The sequence below is a fragment of the Paenibacillus sp. NPDC058071 genome, assembly GCF_042885235.1.
Lineage (GTDB): Bacteria > Bacillota > Bacilli > Paenibacillales > Paenibacillaceae > Pristimantibacillus.
Window position 1 is genome coordinate 452,384 of the sequence record NZ_JBHVSK010000001.1, and the last position, 20,358, is coordinate 472,741.

The following is a 20,358-nucleotide window of genomic DNA, read 5'->3' on the forward strand; positions in this document are numbered from 1 at the left end:
AGATCATTGGCGATCGACTCTATTGATTTGATTAAATAACTCTCTTTCATAGATAGGCAATGAAAAAACCGTTCCTCTGGTCGAGGAACGGTTTGCATTTTGGTTCACTATCCATAAGGTGCTTATCCGCAGCAGCTGTTTCCATCTGCCTCATTGACCTCTTTGACACTTTGTTTGCCAAAGGAGCTGATGCTGCACACGCCGGTCTCCGGCAGCTCCAGTTCAACTCTCTCTGCAGCTGCCCAATCTCCTGTTAAAGCGGCAACAACGGATCTGACCTGCTCGTAGCCGGTAGTCATCAGAAACGTTGGCGCGCGGCCGTAGCTTTTGGAACCAACGATATAGAAGTTCGGCTCAGGCTGGCGAAGCTCCTTTTCCCCATGAGGTCTTACTGTTCCACAGCTGTGAAGGTTCGGGTCGATTAGCGGCCCGAGCGCACGGACGCTTTCAATAGCGCTGTCCATATCGATTCTCACTTCACGGAGAAAACTTAGATCCGGTCGGGAACCCGTGTTACTAATAATCTCGTCGATCGAATCGATTCGTACTGACTCTCCATTTCGATTGCCGGAGACAATGATTTTCTCATCGATTAGCTCAAAGTTTTCAATCAAGAAAGGGGAGTGCACTTCAACATCGCCAGATGTGATTAAGTTTTTCAAACGAGTGCCCAGCGCTCCGCGTTCAGGAAGTCCATCATTCTCCTGGCCGCCATACACCTCGTCGACATTGGATTTCCGAATGACCCAATAGAGATTCGTCTGAGGCGCTTGCTCCTTCAGCTTGGCGAGATCCAACAAGGTGTTAATGGCGGAGTGGCCGCTGCCAACCACCAAAACGTTTTTGCCGACATAACGATCCCGATCCTTGCCGGATACATCAGGAATTCCATAGTTCATTTTGTTATGGATCTGCCGTTCGTTATCGGTCCATATGCCTTCCGATACCGCTGGGTTAGGCGAAGCCCAAGAGCCAGAGGCATCTATTACTGCTTTAGCTTCGTAAACCTGCTGTTCGCCGTTCTCAAGAACATGCAGCACGAAAGGCGCTTTTTCACGATTTGCCGTTTTGATCTTGCTTAGCCCTTTGCGGCTCACTGCCGTCACTTTCGAATGCAAATGGATGTGCGGTTTCAGCTCAGGCAATTCGGCTAGCGGTGCTAAATAGTGTTCAATGATTTGTCCGCCTGTTGGAAGCCCATCCTTATCTGGGGCCTTCCATCCGCTTGCTGCTAAAAGCTGCTTTGCTGCTTTATCTATATTGTACTGCCATGGAGAAAATACACGCACATGTCTCCAAGACCAGATGTTGCCGGCAATATGTTCCGCTTGTTCAAAGAGAACAAATGCTTCTCCTTTTGCGACCAAATGGGCAGCTGCGGCTAAGCCAACGGGACCTCCACCAATAATCGCCACAGGTAATTTTTTCTGTTCATTAGATAAGGCTTCGGTCAACTTAGCCGAGTTTTCTACAGGCACTGACGTTCCACAACATGAACTCATTTGATATCTCCTATCTTTAAATCAATTTATTTTGATTAATAGTTTAAAAATAAAAGCGATTATGTGCAATCGCTTGATTGATCTTCAACTGTTCGGAAAATGCAGCAAAGCTCAGGAGACAGCAGATTATTCACTTCCGCTGAATTCAATTCGTAGTAGCTCCAAGTGCCTCTCGTCTCTCGACGAATCAGCCCGGCATCCAACAGTATTTTCAAATGATACGACAACTTAGACTGCTGCATGTCAACGACCTCCGCAAGGTCACATACGCACGTGTTGCCTCGTTGCGTAAGCTCATACATGATCTGCAGCCTTTTTTGATCCGCTAATGCTTTGAACTTTGCTTCATATTTAGAAAAATCAACGGCTGGCGCAGTTTGATCGACGACTGGAAGCTCCTTAATCATTTTCTTCCCTCCTGCAATACTCATTTTGCCTCTTCAACTCATGATTGTATACAAAATGATATCACACAAAAATCTTGAGAACAATGATTAATCAAAATATATTGATATAAAGAACAAAACCTATATCAATTTACAGATGCTTCACGAGATCTTGCACCACGATTTCGGCATCTACGCCTGATCCGCGAATGGTTGCTGAAGAGAAGGAAGTTTGCCAAGGCAACCCGATGAAATAAATGTTTTCAGAAGATTGGTTGATCCCATTTTCTTGCAGCGGATTTCCTGACTTATCGAGCACACTAAGGTTATTGAGATAATCAAAATTCGGTTTGTAGCCAGTTGCAAGAATAACGGCATCCACTTCTTCGTGGCTGTTATCATCCCAAATGACTCCGATTTGTGTAAAAGCCTTAAACATTTTTTTGTGATTGGGTTTATTTTGAGCAATAGCGTTTTGATAAAAGCCGTCGTCTATGACGCCATCGATGCTTTTCATCAATAAGCGTTTTTCCTCCAATGATTGGTTATTATCTAGTCCTGTGCGCGTGAGCCAATAATGAAGATCTTTGCCCAAATATAGCTGCGGTACAAATTTTAGGGGCCTAATCGTCGCTATCGTAACATCCGCAGTATTGGCAAGCTCGACAGCAATTTGAACTGCCGAGTTCCCTCCGCCGACAACAATTACCCTTTTGTTTCTAAATGCCAAATCATTTTTATAATCCTTTGAATGCATGATCAATCCCGTATAATCGTTCATTCCGGTTATTTTCGGTATGTTCGGATTCGTAAAGGACCCGCTTGAGCAAATAATTGAACGTGTACGGAAAACCTCATTCTTAGCTGTTTGAATGGAATAAATCCCGTCATTCTTTTCTACATTTAACACTTCAGCCTCATAGTTGATCGGAAATTGGAAATGAGCAGCATACGATTTCAGGTAAGCAACCACTTCGTCTCTATGAGGATATCGATCTGCTCCCCCTGGGAAATCGAGGCCCGGCAATGTGGAATACTCTGCTGGAGAGAATAACGTGAGGCTATCATAGTAATGTGCCCAGGAGCCCAAATTCACTGGATTTTTCTCCAAAATAACAAAATTGAGTTTCTCTTGTTGCAAATAGTAGGCGGCTGCTAGGCCAGATTGCCCTCCGCCAATAACGATTGCATCATATACGGCTGTATTCATGCTTAATCCTCCCTATTTTTCGGCTCAAAACCGAAATCAGTGCATGACTTGAAGTGAGGGGGAGCGCTGCGGGTCAGAGGGTTCTTCCGATCGCCATTAAAGCCAGATTCCTTTATTAGATGAAGGTAGCGGTAGGAATCTGTCTTTAAAAGCGACCACTGCCGTTACTCCAGAATCCCTCTGCCCCTTCGCTGCTCTCTCCTTTTCAGTCAAGCTCTGATTTTAGGTTTGATCCTATTTTTTATTAAGATCAGAAAAAACCGATTAGAATGATTCCTAATAGAATGATGGCAGAATAACCGATTCTTCCTGCTCCTTGTTTTTCTTTCAGTACCATCCATGCCAGTATCGTTCCGAATACAATACTGATTTCACGGATAGGCGCAATATGGCTGATCGGCGCAAATTGCATGGCCATCAAAAACAACAAGTAAGAGCTTGGTGCCATAATCGACCCGATAATGATCAATCGTCGATTCAGCATCCATTCTTTTTTCACTTTTTTACTGCGGAGTGCTGGCGCTCCTAAGGCAATAAACCCAGCTAAATTGTAAATCTGCAGTAATCCTAATGGACTCATAAACAACAGAATAGATTTATCTACCAGGGTATATCCGGTAATTGAAATTCCTATAGTCCCCGTAAGCAGTATAGTGATGACGCTCTGTTTATTTAAGCGGTTTTTGAAAATGCCGCTAAGCGCAAACAGGCCAACAACAATAAGTCCAAGTCCTATCCAGCCGGAACGCGTAAGCTCTTCCTCATAGATCACCAAACCGAGCAATGGAATCAATAGGGCAGCCGTTCCCCTCATCATCGGGTAAACCTGCGACATGTCCCCTGCTTTATACGCCTTTGTTAAAAGAACTAAATATACGCTTTGGAAAACGAATGATATCAAAAGCAAACCGGCCCTTTGGAACGTCCAATCGATTGTAAATAAATCATGTAAAAATGCCGGCATAAAAAGAAAAGAAGCAATCGTCTGAATTAACCATAAGAAGCTTTCTTTATGCACACTCTTTTTCATAAATAAATTCCAAACGGAATGTGCAAGTGCAGACGAAAGAACAAGAAGTATGGCATACGTGATGTTCATCGGCTAATAATTCTTTTCTCCCCCTCGCTTGACTGCGTTAACAGACATTCATCAATTTCCTTAAATCAAATATATTTGATGAATTGATCGTAGCACGCCGCGAGAGCGCGGTCAATATTAAATCAATTTATTTTGATATATACTTTTTAATTCTATATAAGTGATTGATAATATAATTGTTTGATTATATAATGACGTTGATCAACCCCATCGTTATGAGAAAGGAGTGCCTCTTCATCGTGAACAAGCAAGAATCCATTGTATCCATAGCGGAGACGTTAAAGTTACTTTCGGACAAAACGCGTCTTACGATCGTCGCCCTACTAAAGAAACGCGAGCTGTGCGTATGTGATATCGTGGACCTTCTGGAGACGACGCAGCCGAACATCAGCCAGCACCTAAAGAAGTTAAAGATGGGCGGAATCGTAACGAAACGCGTCGCAGCCAATGGATATATTATTCATTAAATATGGATCATAAACCGTATTTAAACGAGCTTTTAAACCAGCTTCCTTCGATGAAAGAGAAGATCGATGCTCACAAACCTAATAACTGCTGTTAATTTGGAGGTTCTATGTTAGCCCTTGCTACAGTTATTTTTCTCGTTACGCTGATCTTCGTCATCTGGCAGCCCAAAGGTCTCAGCATCGGCTGGTCTGCTTGCTGCGGAGCCGTTATCGCCTTGATCTGCGGTGTCGTTACCTTTCAAGACATCTGGGATGTTACGCAGATCGTGTGGAATGCCACTCTCGCTTTTGTCGGCGTCATCTTGATCTCTCTCGTCCTTGACGAAATTGGTTTCTTCGAATGGGCGGCACTCCATATGGCCAGACTTGCCAAGGGCAACGGGAATCTGTTGTTCATCTATGTCATCTTGCTTGGTGCGGCAGTCGCGGCTTTCTTTGCAAATGATGGAGCCGCCCTTATTTTAACGCCAATCGTTCTAGCGATGGTAAGGGCGCTTAGATTCAATGAACGGATGATCCTGCCATTTATTATGGCCAGCGGCTTCATCTCGGATTCCGCCTCTTTGCCGCTTGTAGTGAGCAACCTGGTCAACATCGTTTCTTCCGACTTCTTCGGCATTGGGTTTGTTGAGTATGCCACTCGAATGATCGTGCCTACTCTTTTCTCGGTTGCAGCCAGCTTGTTCGTTCTTTACTTCTTCTATCGCCGAAGTATTCCTGACCATTATGACTTGGTTCAGTTAAAGAAGCCTAGAGATGCCATTAAGGATATGAGGCTGTTCAAAATTTCTTGGGTAATCCTAGCCGTCCTGCTTGTTGCTTATTTAACGAGCGAATTGTTTATTATTCCCGTCTCGATGATCGCCGGAGCCGCTGCCTTGGTGTTCTTGCTGCTAGCTAGGCAAAGCCGCGAAATTCACACTTGGAAACTCGTCAAAGGCGCACCGTGGACGATTGTCGTCTTCTCCATTGGAATGTATGTCGTCGTATATGGCTTACGAAATGTCGGTCTTACGAATGAACTGGGAGAGGTATTCAAATGGATTGGAGATCAAGGATTATTCGTCGCAACGGTGGGGACGGGTTTTATCGCCGCCCTCCTCTCCTCCATCATGAACAACATGCCTACCGTTATGATTAATGCGCTGGCCATTCAGGATACAAATCCAACCGGCCTTATTCGGGAAGCGCTCATTTATGCGAATGTCATTGGCTCCGATCTGGGTCCAAAGATTACGCCGATCGGCTCTCTAGCCACCTTACTCTGGCTCCATGTGCTGTCGAGCAAAGGCGTGAAAATCTCTTGGGGTGCTTACTTCAAGACCGGCATTGTCCTGACGGTTCCTGTTCTCTTTGTTACCCTTGTCGGACTATTTCTTTGGCTAAACATTGTTGGTTAATACGGTTGCGTTTCAAACTACTTTCAAATAAAGGGGATTTTCAAATGAGCAGCAAACCACTTGTTTATTTTCTATGTACAGGCAATTCTTGCCGCAGCCAAATCGCCGACGGCTTCTTGAACTCGCTTGGCAGTGACCGATATGAAGTAAGGAGCGCTGGACTTGAGGCTCATGGCCTAAATCCACGCGCGGTTCAAGTCATGAAGGAAGTTGGCGTGGATATTAGCGGCAATAGCTCCGACGTTATCGATCCAGAGGTTCTTAATCGCGCTACGTACGTGATTACGCTATGCGGGCATGCCGACGAGCACTGCCCTGTCATTATGAACAGTAACGTCATCAAGTGGCATTGGGGCTTTGACGATCCAGCGCAAGCAACCGGTACCGAGGAAGAAATCATGGCGCAATTCCGACATGTACGCGACTCGATTAAAGCAAGAATTGAGAAGTTTTTACAATACGGAGAGTAATGCAGAATGCACTGCGAAGTCGTTCTTAAGTCAAAAAGACGCAAACATAGATGGTTTCTATGCTTGCGTCTTTTTTTATGAACGGATCCCCATTAAGCCGGCGGGATGCTTTGAGGATTGTTAAACACATTCTGAGGATCATACTTCGCTTTTACTCTGCGCAGCCTTGGAAAGTTCTTTCCATAATAAACAGGCCCGGAACACTTAATTCCTTGGTCTGGAACGTTAATATAGGATCCTACAATGTAAGGCTGCAGCTTCTTCCTTGTGTTGCGGGCTAACGCAATATTTCTGGCTGCATGGGACGGTTTAACCCATGAGCTGTTCCATTCTACATAGTACTGTGCTTTACGCCAATAGAAGGCAGTGGCTCTAGGAGCGACACGGCTTACAGCTCCGCCCCAGTTGAGGAAGTAGAAGCCAGCAGGCGTTCCTCCCTCCGACTTTTCCAAGAACTCTCTCATTGGCTTAAAAGCCTTATCTGGAAACGGGCGTCTGCCGAAGCCGCTAGAAAATTGATTGCTGAATTTCTGAGGAAGCACCGGATCGGGAGCCAGCAAAAATTTCGTAGCTTCCAGGTACGGAAGATTTCTGATCACTTTTGTGGTCGTTGTCCCCACGCTCGTAATAGGCTCTAAGAGGCGGAGGGCTTCCTTTTTGGAGCCGAGGTATACGCCCAGCATGCTAACATTGCCGCCCTTTTTAGGGCCGACAGATAACTCACTGCCCAGCTTAGTGCTGGTGAAAGGAGCCCATCGCTGCCATGCTTTGACGACTTCTTCAAACTGCGCCCATGGCCAAGTGATACGGAATACAGTTGCCCGCGCAGGGGCGCGCCTCACTTTAAATTTATATTTCGTATAGACGCCAAAGTTCCCTCCGCCGCCTCCACGGGAAGCCCAGAGAAGATCTGAATTAGATTTCTTGCTTGCTTTAATAATTCTTCCTTTCGCATCAACCATTTCTAATGCAAGCAGATTATCACAAATAAGTCCCGTTGTACGCTGGAGCGGCCCTATCCCGCCGCCAGGCGTAATGCCGCCGATGCCGACCGAAGGGCTGTCGCCAAATGGAGCCATATACCCTTGCCGGGCTAGCGTGTCGACAATTCTTCCTACGCGGTTGCCGGTTCCAACAACAACTGTGCTGGATTTTTTATTCAGCTTAATGCTCTTGAGCTCGCTAACATCGATAACAATGCCGCCGTTTACCTGCGAAAGGTTCGTCTCTAAGGCATGCCGTCCGCTTCTTGCGCGAATAGGAACGTTATTTACGCGGGCCCATCTTATGGCGTTTGCTACATCCTGCGCTTTTTTAGCAAAAACAAATACTTTCGGAAATCGATCCGTATGAGGGTCCCAGTTTTTACGAGCTACCTCATAACCGGGATCGCCTCTAAAAATCACTCGTCCTGTAAGCTTAACTTTTGAACCCACGCATCCAGCTCCTTATGAGTGAATTGGCACACCTGTGATGTGATGACTAAGCTAGGCATTTCCATATAACGTATGAAGGAATGCAATAACGGGTATGGGCTGGTGCTGAACCTATTTTTATATACTAAAAAAGCCGCTATCCAAATGGATAACGGCTATTATTAGGATATTATGAACGTCGGTTCAATTGCCAATCTTCGTCGACGCCAAGCCGCTTGGCCAGTACGGTGTCCACTTCATATAACAACTCGCTGAACAACGCTTTCGGAACATCAATCGGTTGAATACGGTCTTCTTCCATGATTTCACTATAGATGTAGCTTCCGCGTGCAACCTTGCCGGCGCGGTAAAAATCCATTTCATAAATAGTGACCGTTTCGTCTTCCATCCCAACAGTAAGATCACTGATGGTCAGCTGTACGCCGATGCCAATAGATTCGAACTCTTTGTAAAAATCGATGTATGCTCCGGCATCCAGAATGGAGCCTTTCGACCAACCAAACTTGGTAAGTCCGCTAAGCAGCGACAGGCCATTGATTATGACTCCTGTAAAACGCATGATATTCAAAGCGTTCTCTTCTTCGTTCATAACCGTAAACGTATTTCGCGTCAACTGAGGAAAAGGCTGTGTCATTTCATAATCCTCGAACTGCTGCATCCAGCGCCGCCTTGCGCCTTCCTCTAGATCCAGGGGGTGGACCAAAGCGATAACATCTCCTTCGGATAACGAAACCGCGCTCTCATCTGCAGAAATGAAACTATCGTCTTCCCTATATCTGAAGGTGGATATAAGCACATCGTCGGCGTATACACCCCATATAAGTCCCGATGCAAAAGCATGCATAACAGGATTGTCCACGAACAGCTTGTGCCAAGCGGCATAAGTCCAATATCTTCTCATTGCAAAAGACTGCTCCAACCTGGTTTGGACGGACTTGGCGACGGTTTTGAGCTGCTTCTTCAATTGCTTAGCTTCCAGCAAAGATGCCTCGGCCAATTCCGCATCGTCTGATGCAGCGGCAACGGGCAATGTCTTATAGTGCTTGCCGCTTCCGTCTGTAATGCGAATATCATGATTCAGCATCAATTGCAGCTTGAACTGTCTCGGACCGTAATCAACGGTTCGGCAGCCTTTCGCATCAAAGCCTAGATGCGGTACAACCCGGTCTGCCAGCTCTTCGGTGGAGATTCCCAATAATTCCGCTGCTTGGCCGAGTGCTGTGACAGCCGCTTGCTTCACCTGTTTAAACTTGAAATTGCGAGAGATTTGATCAATAAACAGCAAAGCCGAATCCAGCGGAGAAAGCAGCAGCGCTTTCACAGCATCGCATGCAATCGCACCACGCGATTCAAGAGGCCATGATGAGATTCGCGCTTGAAGCGCAAGCACAACGCGCCCGTCGCCGAATACGGCGGCGAAGGCCATCACCCACTTTTTATTGGCAGGCGCTCCTTCTCTGAGCCAACGCTGCAGCACCTCTTCAGCCAGCTCTGCGAGATCCTCTGCTTTGAGCGGCGCGGCTAGCTCCTGTGCCTTCCAGTTGCGCACGATCTCCTCTTGAATGACATAGGCATTCAAGATCGAATGCGTTACTGTTTCGTCGGCAATATCATCGGATTCCCGCATTCGCAGCCGCGGCAGCGACGCCAGCTCAAGCCAATTCAAATGAGCGGTATTGATTGTAAAAGAAACTGGCGAAGCGTTTGGTGTCGATGCTGCCAGCTTATCTTGCAGAGCGTTGGCAATCAATTCTTTAATTTTTTCATTCTTCTCTTTGGCGTATAACGCTTGAAGCGCTTGCTGGACCATCGGCTTATCCCATTGACTTAGCAAGCATACGACTCTCTCGCGAACGGCCGTTTTCTTATGGTCAAGCAGCGGCAGGATGGCTTCCGTCTGCTCCATGTTGTTTGATAGAAGTAAAACCGCCTTATTTCTAACCGTTTTACTTTCATCAGCCAAATAAGGAATGACAATTCCTGCGTGACGTTCTGCATGATGTGTCATGAGAAGTGTAAGTACGAAAGATTTTGCCTGATGCGTAATCTTTGGCACACGCAAATAAGCAATGAAATGGCTGCTCAGTTCCTCCATATTGGCTTTAACGTATGCCAACGTAAGCTGGTACAAAGGCAGATCATCGTTATGAGCGCGTTCGACTTGGGCTGTGTTGACGATGAATGGCATCAGATCTTGCATCGCTCCGCCTGCTTGCCGATAAGCATCGATGAAGGAGCTGTAAGGCATTTGATGGCTGGAGGAACACCATCTCAGAATAAGCGTTAATGTATCCTCATCCGTGTGCGCCAGAAAACAGACGACCCGATTAAAGAGCAAAGAATGTGACCATAGATACTCAGCGACGTGCAAGCCGCGGAATGACAAGCCATTTATTTTATATCGGCTCCATATTCCTCTCAATTCTGCAGACAACGGTGCTCCCCGAAAAAAAGCCATATTGATGAGCAATTCTTCTGGCGTTAAATGCTCCGACTGCAGGATGTCCTCTACCTCTAGCAGGATTTGCTCCTCCATCTGTTCCAAATAGGGATGTCCATCAGCGATCTCCCACAGTACCCGGCAAAGGTGTAGCGTCTCAACCTTGGACGACCGCAAAATGGCTCGTTCATAGCATGCGCGGTCTCTGAGTAGTTCAGCCCGAAGCATATCTAGATTATCATAGGATTTGGCTAGCTGGATAATATAAACCTCTCTCGGAAGACCATATCGCTCATAGTAATTGGGAATTCGCAACTGTCGTTCATTGTAGCTTCCTGGAATGGCACGGGAGGAGAGCTTATAAAAGAAAGAAGGATCCCAAATGATGAGAACCCGGATGAACGACGCCGAAAAAGGAATGTACGAATCCGTTTCCTCTGCCAAATAGACCGCCTTATATAACCATCGAACTTCATCGTTATAGTCCCATTTCACTTGACGCATGAGCGGTTGAATGACGGCGTTTTCAGCGTCGCTGATGATTGCGTTTAAGATTGATTTAGCGAGTGAGGTCGTCTGGTTGCCCGATTGCTGCGATTGAAGTTCACACTCGATGCACTGAATGAACGCCTGCTCAAACTGATTTGCGATATCGGAGCTTGATTGCCCTGCCTTCTCTAAGGAAACAGCCATTAATAACTCATTAAAGCTACTTAAAGTCTGCGCTCGATGTTGCATCACTGCCGGATCGTGCTGAGCGATATGATCGAAAAAAGCGATTTGGTGTTTTTCCAAGCGCTCCGATAATTCGCTATGCTCAAGAAACCACTCCCATACGATACCGAGCGGAACGTCGTAACTGCTTACCATCGTCAAGCATCCTCTTCGCCATAAGACATCCCCTGTATATCCAGAGCTGAGTTCAAGGAATGAGTTTCTTCCAATATGAAGCATAACAGTTAGCAGTCGGCTAATTAAATCGTGCTCGAGGCCCTTTAGATGAAACTTTCGGATAAAGTACCAGATTTGTCCAATGCCCTTGGGATCATGGCGTTCGAGTACGACCACCGGTAAACCGGATGGCAGTTCTCCCGCTCCTTCAATGTATCGCACGCAGTCTACGGCTGTAACTCCATCGAGGCCGATTTCTATAAGAAATTGATCCAGACCCTCTGTTGACGCTGTCATATCCGCCATGCATGAATCACTCCATTACGTAATAAATTCGCAGTTTTTTGGATTGCCGAACACGTCATGCCTCGTCGTTGAACTCCTGTATCTTAAAGAGAACGTTTCCACAATATCCCTTCCCATTATATAGCTCATACGACAAAAAAGGACAGCATTTTCGCTGCCCTCTACTTATTGAATCCCGGGAAATGCTGCCTATTGATGCTAATGTTCTTTTTTGTTTGTTTCTCCTAAACGGTCCGTTCCACGTATAAAAAAGCAGCCGATCTGAAGATCGGCTGCACAACTGGCTAAATCATTTTACCGCAAGTTTCGAAGCAGCTTCTGTTGCCTCTTTATATGCTTTTTGCAAGATCTCGTCTTTATCCATTATAGCTGTTCCTTGAACTCGAATGATTTCATAATCCTCAATGCCAATAAAATTGAACATCGACTTCAAGTACTTATGGGAGTATTCAACTTCGGTGTACCAGTCATTGTTAGTATAAACGGCCCCGCTCCCTTGTATGACGAGCATGCTTCTTCCATCTTTTAGAAGGCCGACTGATCCGTTTTCGGTATATTTGAACGTTTCCCTGGCGATCAGAATATTGTCCATATAATCTTTCAATTTTGAGGGAACATTAAAATTATGCAAGGGATAGGCGATGACATATTTGTTGGCGCTTTTGAATTGCTGCAATATCTCATTCATGCGCGCGGCTACATTTTCCTCTTCGATTGTTAATGCTTCACCGTTTCTTTGTTTAGCCCATGCGCTTAAAACCGTTTGATCGATCATCGGTATAACGTCACTGTATAAATCGATTTGTTCAATAACCTCTTCACTTGAATGCTGCTCTTTGTATTGGTTTAAAAAGTAATTTAATACATTTTGACTAAAAGACGAGCTTGAATTCACTTCCGGATGTGCATTAATGACAAGCAATTTGCTCATAAGATGGTTCCTCCATGTTGTTTGTAGTTTGTACATCTAAGAAGACAACTGAGGGTACCTATCTGTGACAAGGATCAATAAAAATTTATGATTTTCTTTCGATTAGACGGGCGATGCCATGAAGTTTGTCCGGATTCATCATGACATATACACGAGAAATGGCGGAACCGTCATCATTGTAAGCGAAGGAGTAGACAGCGAACGGTTTACCATTGAACATCACCATTAAGCTTTCATCGCCATTGACAAACACCTTCTTGACTGAACCTTCTCGGAGATAGTTCGATATGGAAAAGTTCAGTAAAGCCAGAACGCGATCTCGGCCAAAAATCGGGTTTAGGGCAGCTCTTACTTTGCCGCCGCCGTCCGTAAGCAAAATGGCGTCTTCACTAAGTAATTTAATTATAGAGGCGACATCTCCAGCACGAAAAGCTTCGCTGAAAGATGCACTAAGTGCTTTGGAATCGGGTACTACCGGAGCCAATGGCATGCCGGCGTCGTCTTTCCTGTCTTTCAGCTTGCGTTTTCCGCGACTGAACAGCTGTCTGCAATTCACTTCAGATTTGCCAATCCATTCTCCGATTTCCTCGAAAGAGAAACCAAGTGTTTCCCTAAGTACAAAAACAGCCCTTTCCATTGGCGTCAAGCGTTCCATTACGACTAGATAGGCGTAAGCGATATCGTCTTTAAGTTCAAACGACTCCTCAGGACTACCTTCTATAGCAGTTACAAGCGGTTCAGGCAGCCACGGGCCGATATAGGAAGTCTTTGCTTTTCGGGATGATTTGAGTTCATTCAAGCAACGATTCGTAACCAACTTACAAAGATACGCTTTGATGTTGGTGATTTCGATATCCTGCTGCTGCTGCAAGGCAACGAACACGTCTTGGACGACATCTTCGGCATCCTGAGAAGTTCCGAGCATCCTGTATGCGATAGAGAAAAGCAACTGGCGATACTGATTATAAAGGGTATGGTAATCAAACATTTCGTTTCGTTCCAATCATTCAGAATTATTGTTTGAAGCGATTATTATCACTCACGACTGAGAATAACACGATTCCTTATTAATTCCAAATTTCGACTTCACTACAAAAATCACAAAGCTAAAGTGAATGGTACGTCTTATTGGTTAGGTAATGAAAAAAGCATTGAGCATCTTACCATAAATGAACACATTCAAGCTTAACCATATTTATTGAAGGCAGACAGAAAACAATCTAATAAAACCAGCAACCCAACGCAAAAACACCTTCAAGTTGTCCTCCACATCTAACGACATGGAAATATTCTCTTGAAGGTGTTTTGATTTGTCTCACCTGGTTCTTCTAAACCTATCAATTATTTAGCGTTATATCCCTAAAGGCTGCTTTCACCGTTTTGTTCTCATTATGAGAAGTGACAGCTAACCCTAAATAGACAGTTCGATCGATGTTCATTTCATGACTCGAATATAATTTCCATGCCTCACCGTCTGTACTATAGTATCCGTAAAAAACATTACCGGTCCTCTTGAGTCTTAACCATGTATTTGGATAATTAATTGGAAATTCTGCTGGTTCCGATCTATAATCGTTAGGATATATGGCTAAAGAATCAGCTCCAGATTTTTCCCGATATTGGAACTCATAACCTCCATTATTTTTATTACGAGCGCTATTATCAGGAAAAACCATAAAGAAAACATGTTCACTATCAGCAAGTAAAGATTTACGCGCCATGAGGCCTGCTTTCGTATAGAGGTCAGCCATACTAAGTGATTCTAACCTTACTGCCATATCGAAATCATCATGAATCGTTACATAACTAAAATGAAATTGATCTGAAGTCCCCCAGATATCTATCCCGCCTGCAATTACATCGTACCCCGCATCAACCTTTTCAATAGATCCTTTTAAATCAATGTTTCCGATATCTTCACTTATAAATTTCACCTGACTCATAGATACCTCCATGGATAATTACATACTCCTCTTATGGCAATCGTCTGCCTCTTGAACTTACAAATAAAGAATACCACTCTTCTCTCGTCAGAGTTATCTTCATTGCCTCCCCACATTTTTGAATACGCTCTGGTCGAGTAGTTCCTAAAATAGGTTGAATACCTGCAGGATGTCTCATTAGCCATGCTAATAGAATCGCCTCGGGAGATGTTTGTTTTTTATCAGCCAAATCTTTAACTAGTTGCGCTGTTTCTTTGATGGAGTCGGTTTGACCATCTACATGTCTTCCCGAAAACAGCCCCTGTGCTAGAGAGCCCCAGGCTTGAATTTGAATATTTTCTAGACGACAATATTCTAGAGTTTCTTCCGGGAAATTGCTATTCATACGTTCAGGATGGTTTACAAGCACCCCCGTTTCTAACCAATCAAGTTTAGCCAGGCTCATCTCCATTTGGTTGATGATGAATGGTTCATTAGAGCTGGATTGTAGCAGTTTAATTTGTGCCGCACTCATATTTGAAACACCAAAGTGTCTTACTTTACCGGATTCTTTCAATTCATAAATGACTTCGGCAACTTCTTCTGGTTCCATCAGTGGATCTGGACGGTGAAGCAGTAAAAAATCAATAAACTCTACTCCTAGTCTTTCTAAGATTCCGTCAACACTGCTACGAATATAGTCAGAGGAAAAATCATATCTTCCAGGCCTTCCTGGACCGTCTTCAAATCGAATACCGCATTTAGATTGAATGAATATGTTTTCTCTCAAATCTTTACGTTCCTTTAAAACTTGACCAAATACTGTTTCTGCTTTTCCAAAGGTATAAATATCCGCATGATCAAAAAAATTGATACCAATTGATAGTGCTGCATCAACTGCCTGATGGGCTTGCTTAATATCATCTGCCGTGATTGCATTTTGATTCCAGCCGCCGCCTAATCCCATACATCCCATCACTATGCGACTTGTAGCTATTCCTCGTTTTTCCAATTGCAATGGTTTCATTTTTTTATTCTCCATATCATTTTTTGTATACAACAGCCTCGTAAGGCAGCAAATCGATTATCGCCTTCTGATTAGTTCTTTCAGGGTTATTGCTGATGACAATGTCGCCCAGCTTCTCTATGCCGAGATCGGAGATGCTGCAGGTCGCCGGCTGCGACGAGATGTTCAGCAGAACCAGCCAGGCTTCCTCACCTAGCTTTCTTGTATAAGCGTAAATCTGCTCATGCTGATCCAGATAAGTCTCGAACTCGCCGTATATCATCACCTCGTTGCTTTTTCTCAAAGCAATAAGCTGCTTGTAGTAATGATAAACAGAGTTTTCATCCTCCAAAGCCCGTTCGACATTGATGTCTTTATAATTCGGATTGATGGCAATCCAAGGCTGTCCTTCTGTGAAGCCGCCTTGCGGTTCGGCATTCCACTGCATAGGAGTACGGGAATTATCGCGCGACAAATGCTGCAGTTCCTTCAGCACCGCTTCCGGATCGCGGCCTTTGCCGACTTCTTCTTTATACTTGTTTTTCATCGCAATATCGTTGTACTCGTCGATAGAGTCGAAGCGGATGCCCGTCATCCCGATTTCTTCGCCTTGATAAATATAAGGCATGCCCGGCAGGGTGTGGATGAGGGTGGCGAAGCATTTTGCCGACTGCTCCCGGTATTCGGTATCGTTGCCGAAACGCGATACAACTCGCGTATGGTCATGGTTGTTCAAAAATTGAGAGTTCCAGCCCTTCCCCCACAAACCCTTGTACCAACGATCCTGAATTTGCTTAAATCGCAGCAAATCCCAATGGGCCATATAATCGCATACTTCAAAGTGGAACAGCGTATTTAATTCGCCGCGGTCCTCACCAACATAGAGCACGCCGTCCTCGGGAGTCACGAACGGAATTTCTCCGACCGTAAACACATCGTAATGCTTTAACACATTGTCGTGCATTTCCTGCAAATACTCGTGAATACCGGGATTATTGCCCAAATACGAAATATCCTCGGGCCGCTCGGCATCCGGGAAGCCCGGTATTTTGGCAAGCAGATTGATGACGTCCATCCGAAAGCCGTCGATCCCTTTATCCAGCCAAAACCGCATCAAATCATAGACTTCCTCCCGAACCTTCTCGTTCGCCCAGTTCAAATCCGGCTGTTCGGCGGCGAAGGAATGGAAGTAATACTCACCCGTTGTTTCATCGTATGTCCAAGTGGAGGGAGCAAAGTAGGAACGCCAATTATTCGGCTGCTTGCGCCAAATGTAATAATCGCGCTTCGGATGATCGATGCTGGATCGCGACTCCTGAAACCAGGCATGCTGATTGGAGGTATGATTGACGACCAAATCCATAATAAGCTTCATACCGCGGTTATGAACAGCAGTCAGCAGCTTCTCGAACGTGGCCATCGTACCCGCCTTTGGCATGACCGAACGGTAATCCGCAATGTCGTAGCCGTTGTCAACGTCAGGAGAATCGTAGCACGGATTGAGCCAGATGACGTCTATGCCCAGACTTTGAATATAATCCAGCTTGCTATATACCCCCTCAAGATCCCCGTATCCATCGCCGTTGCTGTCATAGAAGCTGCGCCAATACACCTGATAGACAACTGCTTCTTTCCACCATGTTTTGTTCATATATTCTCTTCCCTTTCCCACTTTTTACAAATGCTATATCTCACTTTACTGCCCCTGCCGCAATCCCTTTAATAATATATTTTTGTGAAATAGAATAGAAAATAACGACAGGGATTATGGTTAATGTCAAGCCGGCCATCGCTTGATTCCAAACAATTGTAAACTCGCCGAAGAAATAGAATGTTGATAGCTGAATAGTACGCAAGCCTTTATCAGATAGCACAAGTGACGGAAGCAAGTAATCATTCCATGAAGCAATAACATCGAGAATTGCAACTGTTACTGTGATGCTTTTTAGTAAAGGAAATATAATTCTCCAGAATACGCCGAAGGTACTGCAACCATCAAGAACAGCCGCTTCCTCTAAAGCTACGGGGATTGATTTAATAAAACCGTGGTATAGAAATACAGCAATGCCCGCATGGAAACCAATGTTCATAAATATTAATCCACCATGCGTGTTTAACATTGGCAAATGTAAATAGGTACGCATCCAATCCATGACTTGCATAAGTGGCATCATTAATGTTTGGAATGGAATAAGCATTGTTGCTACAAACAAGAAGAAAATGATTTTACTCATGATATTATCGCGACGTACAAGCATCCACGCCGTCATTGAAGCAAGCACAATGACACAAATAACAGTAGCAATCGTCACATACATTGAGTTTCCAAGTGCAGTTAGGAAATTCATCTTCTTTATTGCTGTTGTATAATATTGAAAGCTGAAGTTCCCTGGTAAAGAGAGTACATTTTCATATAATTCAGCACGTGTTTTGAATGAGTTAACAATCATAATGTAAATTGGTGACAAAAACAGCAGTGAAATAATAACGGTTAACAAAGAGAGTGTTACATTTTTAGCGTTACTCATCACATCTGTACCTCTCTTCGCTTAGTAATTATGACCTGAGTAATCGTTACAAGCGCAATAATGACAAAGAATACGATTGCTTTCGCTTGACCAAGCCCATAATTACCATATCCGAATATTTCATTAAATACGTTCATAGCAAACAACTCAGTATGGTGAAAGGGGCCGCCATTCGTTAATGACAAGTTAACATCATAAATTTTGAACGCACCCGACAATGTTAAAAATAAGCAAATCGTGAACGATGGCATCAATAATGGAAATACTATTTTGGTCATACGATGCCATATATTTGCTCCGTCTACTTTAGCTGCCTCCAAAACCTCATCAGAAATCCCTTGAATACCAGCAATGTAGATAACCATCGTATAGCCTGCCATCTGCCAAGTGAAGACAATTACCAATGCGATTAAAGCGTAGTTTGGATCAACAAGCCAATTAAAGAAAATAGAGTCTATCCCTGTTGTGGATCCTATCTGTTTGAATCCATCTGTAAAAATGAAGCGCCAGATGTATCCAAGGATCAAGCCGCCAATAAGATTCGGCATAAATAATAGCGTGCGAACAAGATTACTTGTTTTGAATCCAGAAGTAACCAGCAAAGCAAAAACTAAACCTAATACATTAACGCTAAATAGCGCAAATATAGTGAATTTTATTGTATTCCACGTAGATACAAGAAAACGCTTATCTTGCAACAACGCAGCATAATTATCAAAGCCAACAAATACTTTAGGGGTATCAGCAATTCCATCCCAATTAATAAAGGAATAGTAAATTCCGATCAAAAACGGAACAAGAACAACTATAAGAAAAACCAAAAACAGCGGCATAGTGAAAATTATATACCATATATTGTTATTTTTATTTGTCATACGAAACTCCCTTTATCAAGTTCAACTTAGAAGTGAAAAGGAAAGCCTAATATCCTTTATAAAGGTTTAGGCCTTCAACCATGCATGTCTTTGTATTACTTAGAAGCTTTTACCCAAACATCTCGAAGCTTATCAAGGAATTGTTCTGGTGTCATTGAAGGATTAAGAAAAAACTCAGAAGCTAGCGGTGCAAGATCATTAATGATAATTCCTTGCGGGAAATAATTCAAAGCCCTAGGAATTGTATTACCCGATTGTGATGCTTCATAAACTTGCTGTGACAATGGATCTAAGCCAGTTGGTTCTATCGTTGTAACCGCTGGAACAAAACCAAAATCATTTAGAATTGTATTTTTTCCAGTTTCGCTAGTATACAACCACTCTAAGAATGCATTAGCTGCTTTAATTTGCTCTTGAGATGCTTTATTATTGATAACCCAACCAGATGGGATGCCAACTTCCAATTTATCGTTTCCAGCGATCGGAAGTGGAGCCAGACCAATATTGATATCATCATAATCAGCAAGCATACTGTAACTCCAGTTACCTTGGTGTACAATTGCTGCTTTACCTGTTGCCAGATCACCCATTTGCTTATCGTACGTTACTTCAACTGGATTATCAGAATTAGCACGAATAGCTTCCATCACTTTGGCGAACTCCTGGAATTCTGGTACTGCTTTCAAATCCACCTCGCCTTTGTTTACTTTATTAATGAAAGCTATAGGATCTTTCTGCAATGCAAATGGCGTGTTAATAATATGTCCAATCAAGAAATACGCTGTTTGAGACAGTTCCAAACCATTGATACCATCAGCTTTGAATTTTTCAAGAGCCTGCACGAGTGATTTTGTATCTTTCACAGTTGAAGGATCATATAAATCTTTATTGTATACGAGTCCAAAGCCTTCAATTCCAATTGGAACACCTACAATTTTCCCGCCTATTTCCAAAGCCATGTTTGGAACAATGTACTTAGCATAAGATTCATTCGTCATGTCATAGAAATATGATGCAAATTTTTCCGCTTCAACACCTTGTTGCACAGAAAAAATTGTTGGACCTTCATTAGCAGCTAACTTTGTTTGTAACTGTGTAATGTAGGAATCACCTGCAGAACCCCAAACCTCAACTTCATTTCCTGTTTCTTCTTTATACTTAACAGCCATGTTTTCAAGTGATTCAGCAATTTCAACTTTACTTTGGAATAACGAAATTTTAGCAAGCCTCTCTGCTTTTCCTGTTCCTTCATTTGGATTGCTGCCTGTTTTGTTGCCACATGCTGATAAAATGAAAAGCATAGCAGTAAGTAGTGCAAGAATCCGTCTTCCCTTCATTCATACAACCCCCTATTTCGATTTTTGAATTTACTTTACACCGAAATTATATCTTTATTAATTTTCTACTTACAGGTGTTATATTCGCCTAAATGAGTAAATTTTGAATCTGAAATTATTATTAACATATTGAAAAACAAAAAACACATTCA

At 43.7% G+C, this 20,358-nt stretch carries 16 protein-coding genes and 1 pseudogene; 3 read left to right on the top strand and 14 right to left on the bottom strand.

Annotation, left to right across the window (positions count from 1 at the left end; genetic code table 11):
• Nucleotides 1-122 precede the first annotated feature (122 nt).
• The 4 genes from ACFVTB_RS02090 to ACFVTB_RS02105 all read right to left on the bottom strand — a co-directional run bounded on the left by ACFVTB_RS02090 (nucleotide 123) and on the right by ACFVTB_RS02105 (nucleotide 4,197).
• Nucleotides 123-1,502 (bottom strand): NAD(P)-binding domain-containing protein, encoded by a 1,380-nt coding sequence (locus tag ACFVTB_RS02090; protein ID WP_387744393.1) that lies wholly within the window; start codon nucleotides 1,500-1,502, stop codon nucleotides 123-125.
• A 59-nt stretch (nucleotides 1,503-1,561) separates the two neighbouring features.
• Entirely contained in the window at nucleotides 1,562-1,909 is a 348-nt protein-coding gene (locus tag ACFVTB_RS02095; RefSeq protein WP_387744396.1) for an ArsR/SmtB family transcription factor, read from the bottom strand.
• 130 nt (nucleotides 1,910-2,039) lie between these two features.
• Nucleotides 2,040-3,098 (bottom strand): flavin-containing monooxygenase, encoded by a 1,059-nt coding sequence (locus ACFVTB_RS02100; RefSeq protein ID WP_387744399.1) that lies wholly within the window; start codon nucleotides 3,096-3,098, stop codon nucleotides 2,040-2,042.
• A gap of 250 nt (nucleotides 3,099-3,348) precedes the next feature.
• Nucleotides 3,349-4,197, bottom strand: a complete 849-nt coding sequence (locus ACFVTB_RS02105; RefSeq protein WP_387744402.1) for an EamA family transporter — start codon at nucleotides 4,195-4,197, stop codon at nucleotides 3,349-3,351.
• 215 nt (nucleotides 4,198-4,412) lie between these two features.
• Between ACFVTB_RS02105 and ACFVTB_RS02110 the strand changes: the two are divergent.
• The 3 genes and pseudogenes from ACFVTB_RS02110 (at nucleotide 4,413) to arsC (ending at nucleotide 6,534) form a co-directional block, all read left to right on the top strand.
• Nucleotides 4,413-4,759, top strand: a pseudogene (locus ACFVTB_RS02110) (ArsR/SmtB family transcription factor).
• Between the two features lie 12 nt (nucleotides 4,760-4,771).
• Nucleotides 4,772-6,064: an arsenic transporter gene (locus tag ACFVTB_RS02115; protein ID WP_387744404.1), complete on the top strand. Its 1,293-nt coding sequence runs from the start codon at nucleotides 4,772-4,774 to the stop codon at nucleotides 6,062-6,064.
• Between the two features lie 44 nt (nucleotides 6,065-6,108).
• On the top strand, nucleotides 6,109-6,534 hold the full coding sequence (gene arsC, locus ACFVTB_RS02120) for an arsenate reductase (thioredoxin) (RefSeq protein ID WP_387744407.1): 426 nt from the start codon (nucleotides 6,109-6,111) through the stop codon (nucleotides 6,532-6,534).
• Nucleotides 6,535-6,626: 92 nt separating this feature from the next.
• On the opposite strand, the gene ACFVTB_RS02125 is transcribed toward arsC, so the two are convergent.
• The 10 genes from ACFVTB_RS02125 to ACFVTB_RS02170 all read right to left on the bottom strand — a co-directional run bounded on the left by ACFVTB_RS02125 (nucleotide 6,627) and on the right by ACFVTB_RS02170 (nucleotide 20,206).
• A complete protein-coding gene (locus ACFVTB_RS02125; protein ID WP_387744410.1) occupies nucleotides 6,627-7,970 on the bottom strand; it encodes an FAD-binding oxidoreductase in 1,344 nt (447 codons plus the stop codon).
• A 169-nt stretch (nucleotides 7,971-8,139) separates the two neighbouring features.
• Nucleotides 8,140-11,607 carry a DUF4132 domain-containing protein gene (locus ACFVTB_RS02130; RefSeq protein WP_387744413.1) on the bottom strand — a complete coding sequence of 1,156 codons (3,468 nt, stop codon included), beginning with the start codon at nucleotides 11,605-11,607 and terminating at the stop codon, nucleotides 8,140-8,142.
• A 289-nt stretch (nucleotides 11,608-11,896) separates the two neighbouring features.
• Entirely contained in the window at nucleotides 11,897-12,538 is a 642-nt protein-coding gene (locus ACFVTB_RS02135; RefSeq protein WP_387744415.1) for an FMN-dependent NADH-azoreductase, read from the bottom strand.
• Nucleotides 12,539-12,623: 85 nt separating this feature from the next.
• Nucleotides 12,624-13,526 (bottom strand): RNA polymerase sigma-70 factor, encoded by a 903-nt coding sequence (locus tag ACFVTB_RS02140; RefSeq protein WP_387744418.1) that lies wholly within the window; start codon nucleotides 13,524-13,526, stop codon nucleotides 12,624-12,626.
• A gap of 349 nt (nucleotides 13,527-13,875) precedes the next feature.
• On the bottom strand, nucleotides 13,876-14,481 hold the full coding sequence (locus ACFVTB_RS02145; protein ID WP_387744421.1) for a DUF1349 domain-containing protein: 606 nt from the start codon (nucleotides 14,479-14,481) through the stop codon (nucleotides 13,876-13,878).
• Nucleotides 14,482-14,512: 31 nt separating this feature from the next.
• The gene (locus tag ACFVTB_RS02150; RefSeq protein ID WP_387744423.1) at nucleotides 14,513-15,487 is read right to left on the bottom strand and encodes an aldo/keto reductase; all 975 of its coding nucleotides are present in this window, start codon (nucleotides 15,485-15,487) and stop codon (nucleotides 14,513-14,515) included.
• A 16-nt stretch (nucleotides 15,488-15,503) separates the two neighbouring features.
• On the bottom strand, nucleotides 15,504-17,117 hold the full coding sequence (locus tag ACFVTB_RS02155; RefSeq protein WP_387744425.1) for a glycoside hydrolase family 13 protein: 1,614 nt from the start codon (nucleotides 17,115-17,117) through the stop codon (nucleotides 15,504-15,506).
• Between the two features lie 40 nt (nucleotides 17,118-17,157).
• Nucleotides 17,158-17,994: a carbohydrate ABC transporter permease gene (locus tag ACFVTB_RS02160; protein ID WP_387744428.1), complete on the bottom strand. Its 837-nt coding sequence runs from the start codon at nucleotides 17,992-17,994 to the stop codon at nucleotides 17,158-17,160.
• Complete coding sequence (locus ACFVTB_RS02165; RefSeq protein WP_387744431.1) at nucleotides 17,994-18,869, bottom strand: carbohydrate ABC transporter permease; 876 nt, start codon at nucleotides 18,867-18,869, stop codon at nucleotides 17,994-17,996. Before ACFVTB_RS02165 ends, ACFVTB_RS02160 begins: the two co-directional genes overlap by 1 nt.
• A 95-nt stretch (nucleotides 18,870-18,964) precedes the next feature.
• Nucleotides 18,965-20,206: an ABC transporter substrate-binding protein gene (locus ACFVTB_RS02170; protein WP_387744434.1), complete on the bottom strand. Its 1,242-nt coding sequence runs from the start codon at nucleotides 20,204-20,206 to the stop codon at nucleotides 18,965-18,967.
• Nucleotides 20,207-20,358: the final 152 nt, after the last annotated feature.

Bases quoted from the DNA above. Each gene is read 5' to 3' on its own strand.
- arsC (WP_387744407.1), top strand. From the start codon at position 6,109: ATGAGCAGCAAACCACTTGTTTATTTTCTATGTACAGGCAATTCTTGC.
- ACFVTB_RS02100 (WP_387744399.1), bottom strand. From the start codon at position 3,098: ATGAATACAGCCGTATATGATGCAATCGTTATTGGCGGAGGGCAATCT.
- ACFVTB_RS02095 (WP_387744396.1), bottom strand. From the start codon at position 1,909: ATGATTAAGGAGCTTCCAGTCGTCGATCAAACTGCGCCAGCCGTTGAT.
- ACFVTB_RS02170 (WP_387744434.1), bottom strand. From the start codon at position 20,206: ATGAAGGGAAGACGGATTCTTGCACTACTTACTGCTATGCTTTTCATT.
- ACFVTB_RS02105 (WP_387744402.1), bottom strand. From the start codon at position 4,197: ATGAACATCACGTATGCCATACTTCTTGTTCTTTCGTCTGCACTTGCA.
- ACFVTB_RS02115 (WP_387744404.1), top strand. From the start codon at position 4,772: ATGTTAGCCCTTGCTACAGTTATTTTTCTCGTTACGCTGATCTTCGTC.
- ACFVTB_RS02160 (WP_387744428.1), bottom strand. From the start codon at position 17,994: ATGAGTAACGCTAAAAATGTAACACTCTCTTTGTTAACCGTTATTATT.
- ACFVTB_RS02135 (WP_387744415.1), bottom strand. From the start codon at position 12,538: ATGAGCAAATTGCTTGTCATTAATGCACATCCGGAAGTGAATTCAAGC.
- ACFVTB_RS02130 (WP_387744413.1), bottom strand. From the start codon at position 11,607: ATGGCGGATATGACAGCGTCAACAGAGGGTCTGGATCAATTTCTTATA.
- ACFVTB_RS02145 (WP_387744421.1), bottom strand. From the start codon at position 14,481: ATGAGTCAGGTGAAATTTATAAGTGAAGATATCGGAAACATTGATTTA.
- ACFVTB_RS02155 (WP_387744425.1), bottom strand. From the start codon at position 17,117: ATGAACAAAACATGGTGGAAAGAAGCAGTTGTCTATCAGGTGTATTGG.
- ACFVTB_RS02090 (WP_387744393.1), bottom strand. From the start codon at position 1,502: ATGAGTTCATGTTGTGGAACGTCAGTGCCTGTAGAAAACTCGGCTAAG.
- ACFVTB_RS02140 (WP_387744418.1), bottom strand. From the start codon at position 13,526: ATGTTTGATTACCATACCCTTTATAATCAGTATCGCCAGTTGCTTTTC.
- ACFVTB_RS02165 (WP_387744431.1), bottom strand. From the start codon at position 18,869: ATGACAAATAAAAATAACAATATATGGTATATAATTTTCACTATGCCG.
- ACFVTB_RS02150 (WP_387744423.1), bottom strand. From the start codon at position 15,487: ATGAAACCATTGCAATTGGAAAAACGAGGAATAGCTACAAGTCGCATA.